Origin of the sequence: Clostridium sp., from assembly GCF_030532265.1 — a bacterium.
In the GTDB taxonomy this organism is placed as follows: Bacteria; Bacillota; Clostridia; order Clostridiales; family Clostridiaceae; genus Clostridium.
This window is the reverse complement of sequence record NZ_JAUNLM010000082.1, coordinates 1-5,803: the sequence shown is the minus strand read 5'-3', so window position 1 is coordinate 5,803 and position 5,803 is coordinate 1. Positions and strand designations below refer to the sequence as shown.

At 28.1% G+C, this 5,803-nt stretch carries 4 protein-coding genes; all 4 read right to left on the bottom strand.

The features are described 5' to 3' along the window. Positions 1-65: 65 nt before the first annotated feature. The 4 genes from Q4E08_RS11295 to Q4E08_RS11280 all read right to left on the bottom strand — a co-directional run bounded on the left by Q4E08_RS11295 (position 66) and on the right by Q4E08_RS11280 (position 5,668). A complete protein-coding gene (locus Q4E08_RS11295) occupies positions 66-1,514 on the bottom strand; it encodes an Rne/Rng family ribonuclease (RefSeq protein WP_303131028.1) in 1,449 nt (482 codons plus the stop codon). A 12-nt stretch (positions 1,515-1,526) separates the two neighbouring features. Next, positions 1,527-2,228: a TIGR03936 family radical SAM-associated protein gene (locus tag Q4E08_RS11290; RefSeq protein WP_303131027.1), complete on the bottom strand. Its 702-nt coding sequence runs from the start codon at positions 2,226-2,228 to the stop codon at positions 1,527-1,529. Continuing rightward, positions 2,203-4,068, bottom strand: a complete 1,866-nt coding sequence (locus Q4E08_RS11285; protein WP_303131025.1) for a TIGR03960 family B12-binding radical SAM protein — start codon at positions 4,066-4,068, stop codon at positions 2,203-2,205. The genes Q4E08_RS11290 and Q4E08_RS11285 overlap by 26 nt, the downstream gene beginning before the upstream one ends. A gap of 214 nt (positions 4,069-4,282) precedes the next feature. Then, positions 4,283-5,668, bottom strand: coding sequence for an LTA synthase family protein (locus Q4E08_RS11280; protein WP_303131024.1), 1,386 nt, complete (start codon positions 5,666-5,668; stop codon positions 4,283-4,285). Positions 5,669-5,803 lie beyond the last annotated feature (135 nt).

Genomic DNA, 5,803 nt, shown 5'->3' with positions numbered 1-5,803 from the left:
CAAATAAAAAGTTAGAAATATAAATTACAATCTTAAAATATTTTTATTTAAATATATAAATCTTATTAATATCTTTCTATTCCTTTTATTTTATAATCTTCTAAAGTATTCTTTTGACTTTGAAATATTATAGGCTCTATTTTGTAGCCTTCTATTCCTTCTGAAAACTTTAAGAATATTTCTTTATCTAATCCATCTATATTTTTAAGGAAACTTACCATATCTCCACTTACTGCCTCTTTATAATTACTATCAATTTCTATAAAGAAACTTTCTATAGTATTTTCTTCTACTGCTTTTAATATATCATTTCTTATTAAGTCTTCTATATAAGATAACTTTAATATATTTCCACTACCTTTACATCTTGGACATGCTTCTTCTATTGAATCATAAATACTTTTTCCTCTACGTTTTCTTGTTATTTGAACTAAATCAAGCTCTGTAAAAGGATAAATTTTACTATTACCTTTATCAGCTTTCAAAGCATCTTTAATAGCTCTCATAACTTGAATTCTTTGTTTTGGGTCTCTCATATCTATAAAATCAATAACTATTATCCCACTTAAATTTCTAAGAAGTATTTGCTTTCCAATTTCCTTTGCTGCTTCTAAATTAGTTTGAAGTATTGTTTTATTTAAATTTCTCTCTTTTATATTCTTTCCACTATTTACATCAATAACATACATAGCTTCTGTTTTTTCAATAACTATATTTCCACCACAATTTAACTTAACTTTATTATGTCTAAGCTTTAGTATTTCTTTCTCTATATTATAATAATCAAATAGTCCTCTAAAACCTTTATATAATATAACTTCTACATCTTTTTCTCCATCAATAAAGTTATTAGCTAAAGCTTCATCTTCTTTGTTATCAACATATATTTTTATATTACCTTTTGTTATATTGTCTCTTAGAACTTTATTTAATAATGCATCTTCCCCATATACCTTTGAAATTTCTGTACTAAAGTTAAGCTTTCTATTCATATTATCTAATATATCTTTAAGCTTATCCCTTTCTTTTTTAAGTATTTCTATAGGTACATTAGCGCCTTCAGTTCTAATAACTATATTAACTCCTGGAACTTCTTCAATTTCTGCAATTATAAGTGTTTTCTTAACTTCATCATTAAATCTTTTTGAGAATGATATACCACTTTCACCATAATTAAATACTAAATATTTACCTGGTATACTAAATTTATTTGTTACCTTAGCACCTTTTTCATTTAAAGGCTCTTTTAGTACTTCTACTAAAAGTTCATCACCTTTTTTTATTCCTTGTTTTTTAAGTTCCTCACTAAAATACATATATCCTTCTCTTTCAAATCCTAAATCAACAAATATTGAATTTATAGCAGGAACTATATTTTTAACTCTTCCTTTGTATATTTCACCAAAGGAAGGCTCTTTACTTTTTTCTTCTATAAAACATTCTTCCAATTGTTTATTATCTTTTACAGCAACCCTTAAAGAATTCTCTCTTCTTTCAACAAAAATTTCTCTCATAACTTCCACTTCCTATATACATTTATAAAGAGGTACTAAAACGTCATCTTTAAGCAAGTACATTTCTTCTCTCTTTATTTGAACGAAAGCTTCATCATTACAATTACTTGTATTTTCTTTTATAAGTTTAACTAAAAGATCTGGTGATAAATGAACTCTACTTCCTGAGCTTATTAATATGTTTAGTACTACTTCATTATCTTTAACCCAATATTTTAATTCATGAACTAACGGTTTTATATCAACTTCACTTTGACCTTTCTTAGTTCTTTTTGTCATTACCCAATCTTTTTTCTCTAGAAGATTTTTCATTTCTTCTTCAAATTTTGATGTATAACTATATTCTATTTTAACTGTATATCTAGCCCCATCAACAAGTGCCATTGATTGAGGAACTTTTTTTTCATTTGGTATTAATGGAATTTTTATAGCTTTTAAAAACTTAATTCCACTTGCTGTTCTTTCATTTAATTTATTTAAAACTTCTTCTGTATCAAGTTCTTCTTTTAGAACTATATCCATATACTCCCCTTCTGAATATACTCCAACTGAAAGTGGTTGTGCTATTGAAAGAGTCATATGAGGATTAAATCCCTTTGAATATTCTATTGGAAGACCTGATCTTCTTATTATTCTTTGTATTGTTCTCATTAAATCTAAATGAGCTACAAATTTTATATCTGCTTCTTTAGTGAACTTTATTAGATATCGCACCTTCAAAACACTTCCCTTCTTTAAAGTTAACGTTAATTCCACATCCTGTACATCCTTTTCTACAGTTTTGTGTAAGTTCAACTCTCTTAGCTTTTTCATTTTCATTAACTAAGTATGATCTATTAACACCAATATCAATGAAGTCCCAAGGTAATATTTCATCATAACTTCTTTCTCTATAAGCATAGAAGTCTCCATCAACATTACACTCTGCTAATGCTTCAAGCCAAGCATCAAAGTTAAAGTATTCTGACCATCCATCAAATCTACATCCTTTTTCAAAAGCCTTAATTAAAACATCACATAGTTTTCTATCTCCTCTTGCAAATACAGCTTCCATATATGAAGTCTTTTGCGCATGATAGTTATATGTTATAGCTCTTGATTTTATTGATCCTTTAACAGCCTTTATTTTTTCTGTTACTTCTTCCATTCTTTCCATAGGTGCCCATTGGAATGGTGTAAATGGCTTTGGTACAAGTATTGAAGTACTTACTGTAATTCTAAGCCCTTTCTTTCTAACGTTCTTTGGAATTTCATAATATTTCTCTACCATTTTTTCTGCAAGCTCACCAATTGCCTCACAGTCTTCTATTTTTTCATATGGAAGTCCTATAATGAAATAAAGTTTAATTGTACTCCATCCATTTTCAAAAGCACTTTTTGTAGCTTCAAGTATTCTCTCTTCTGTTAATCCTTTATTTATTACATCTCTCATTCTTTGAGAGCCTGCTTCTGGTGCAAAAGTTAATCCTGTTTTTCTTACCTTTTGAATTTCCTTTATAAGATCAACAGAGAAAGCATCAACTCTTATTGAAGGAAGTGATATCCCAACTTTATTTTCACTATGTTCTTCCATTAATCCGTGTATAAGACCTTCAATATCTGAATGGTCACATATACTTAATGAAGCAAGTGATATTTCTTGATAACCAGTTGTTTTAACCAATTGTCTTGCTTGTTCTAATAAAGTTTCTCTAGTTTTTTCTCTAACAGGTCTATAAATCATACCTGCTTGACAGAATCTACATCCGTTTGTACATCCTCTTGCAGTCTCTAAAACTATTCTATCGTGAACAACTTCTGTATAAGGAACAATCATATCCTCTATTGGGAAATCAACCTTATCAAAGTTAGTTATTATTCTCTTTTTAACAACTTGTGGAACATCATCATATTTAGGCTTAAATTCTTTTATAGTTCCATCTTCATTGTAAGTTACATTATATAATGAAGGTACATATATTCCTCTTATTTTTGATATTTCTCTTAAAAATTCTTTTTTCTTACCTTTGCCTTTATATTTTTTATATACATCAAGTACATCATTCATCATTTCTTCGCCTTCACCAAGTTCAAAGAAATCAACTATGTCATATAACGGTTCTGGATTATAAGCACAAGGGCCTCCAGCCATAACTATTGGCTCATCTTCTCCTCTTTCTGATGCTCTTAAAGTTATTCCTGACATATCAAGCATATTTAGTATATTTGTATAACTCATTTCGTATTGTAATGTAAAACCTAATATATCAAATTTATCTAAAGAATCTTTAGTTTCTAAAGCGTATAGAGAAACATTATTTTTTCTCATTTCTTCTTCCATGTCTGGCCATGGCGCAAATACTCTTTCGCAATATGTATCTTTTCTTTCATTTATAGTATGATAAAGTATTCTTGTACCTAAGTGAGACATTCCTACTTCATAAACATCTGGAAAACAAAAAGCAAATCTAATATCTACTTCTTCTGGATTTTTAATAACTTGATTAAGTTCTCCACCAACATATCTAGTTGGTTTTTCAACTCTACATAAGATGTTATCTGAAATTCTATTCATTTAATTACATCCTCCTAAAAATTACTCTATATACAGATTATTAATTAAGTTGTTTTCCACTTATCTTCTGTATACATCCCTATATTCTAGCATAAATTAAAATTTAGTTCTACTAATAAATTAATGGATAAATCTCTTATAAGTATTAAATTAATTCCAAAAAATTTTTCTAAATAAATTTAAAAGAGCATCGAATAAAACGATGCTCTTAAAATTATTTATCACTCTTTCTTTGAGTTACTAATGTGTTTTCAAAATTACTATTCATCTTTTCTGAAACAAATGTATTGTTAAAGAAATTACTTTTACCTTCAAAACCTTGTCCTACAACTTTTAATCCATCTCTTTCAATTAAAGTTGGTTTATTTGAGAAAAGGTTTGTTCCTAATCCTAATCTATCTCCTTCAACTTGTACACCCATACTAGCTAAAATAGTTGGATACATATCAACTGGTGAGAATTGTCTATTTTTAGTATTCTTAGTAGTTGTTGCTGGATTAAGTATTAAGTTAAATATTGTTCTATGATATGATTTATCAAAATCTTTAAAGAACTTTTTATCCATACTTAAGTGATCCCCTGTTACTACTATAGTTGTATCTTTATAGAATGGTTGTTTTTGAATCCATTTTATAAAATTAACAGCTTCTTTTGTTGAATAAGCAATAACATTTGCATATTGTGAATCATACTTTTTACTTGCTTTTTTAGATAGATATCCATCTGGGAAGTGAGTATCTGCTGTTTCCATTGTAAAGTTAAATGGCTTTCCAGTTTTAGATAAACGTGTTATCTCATTTTTTGCATACTCATATAATTTATCATCTTCATATCCCCACCAAACATTATAGTCTTTTGGGATTAATTTCTTTTCAATTGCTGCCTTATGGTCAAAAATATTGAAATTACCATGTGTAGTAAAGAAAGTAGTTAAACCTCCAAAGTCAGCATCTGCACCAAACATTATTGTTTGCTCATATCCTTGCGCTTCTAATATATCCCCTATACTAATAGCACCTGGTAAGAAACTACCTGATTTTCCGTATGAGTTTCCACCCATAGGTATTTTTAATGGAAGTCCCATACTCATGTTAATCATAGATGCTACAGACCAACTTGAACCATATGTTTGATAAGGGCCTCCAAATTTATCAGAATGTGAAAAACTAATACCTTCTTTTGATAACTGAGTAAGTTCTGGCATTAAGTTAACTTTCATATTTCCACCTAATTCTTTAGATAAATATGAGTTTTCAACTGATTCTAAATAAATGTGAATTAAATTTCTCTTTTTTGCTGGGAAAGACATTTTTACATTACGTGGATCAACGTAATTATCTTTAATATAAGGAGTATCTGAAACATAAGCTTTATAAACTTTATCTAAACTTAATTTCTTTGCTCCATATGTTACTCCACCAACAAGACAAATTATAGAAACTATAAAAGTTATTATTCTTAAAGCTTTTTGGCTTAATAATTTTATGTTATTATTTTTCACTTTTATCCATATGTCATAATGAAAGTTTATTATAATTGAAAATATTACTATAGTTGATACAACTGAGAATACCGGTGTCATGAATATTTCTCTATACATATCAGTACTTGTACCTTTAAGTGGTGAATTTAAATTAAATAAGAACTGCTCTGGTGTAATGTTACCAAAATAATCAATAAACCACTTAGAAAAGAATACAAAAAATGCTCCTATTCCTAAGAATATAACTGATCA

Coding starts and splice junctions, on each gene's coding strand:
- Q4E08_RS11295 (WP_303131028.1), bottom strand. CDS start 1,514: ATGAGAGAAATTTTTGTTGAAAGAAGAGAGAATTCTTTAAGGGTTGCT.
- Q4E08_RS11285 (WP_303131025.1), bottom strand. CDS start 4,068: ATGAATAGAATTTCAGATAACATCTTATGTAGAGTTGAAAAACCAACT.
- Q4E08_RS11280 (WP_303131024.1), bottom strand. CDS start 5,668: ATGTATAGAGAAATATTCATGACACCGGTATTCTCAGTTGTATCAACT.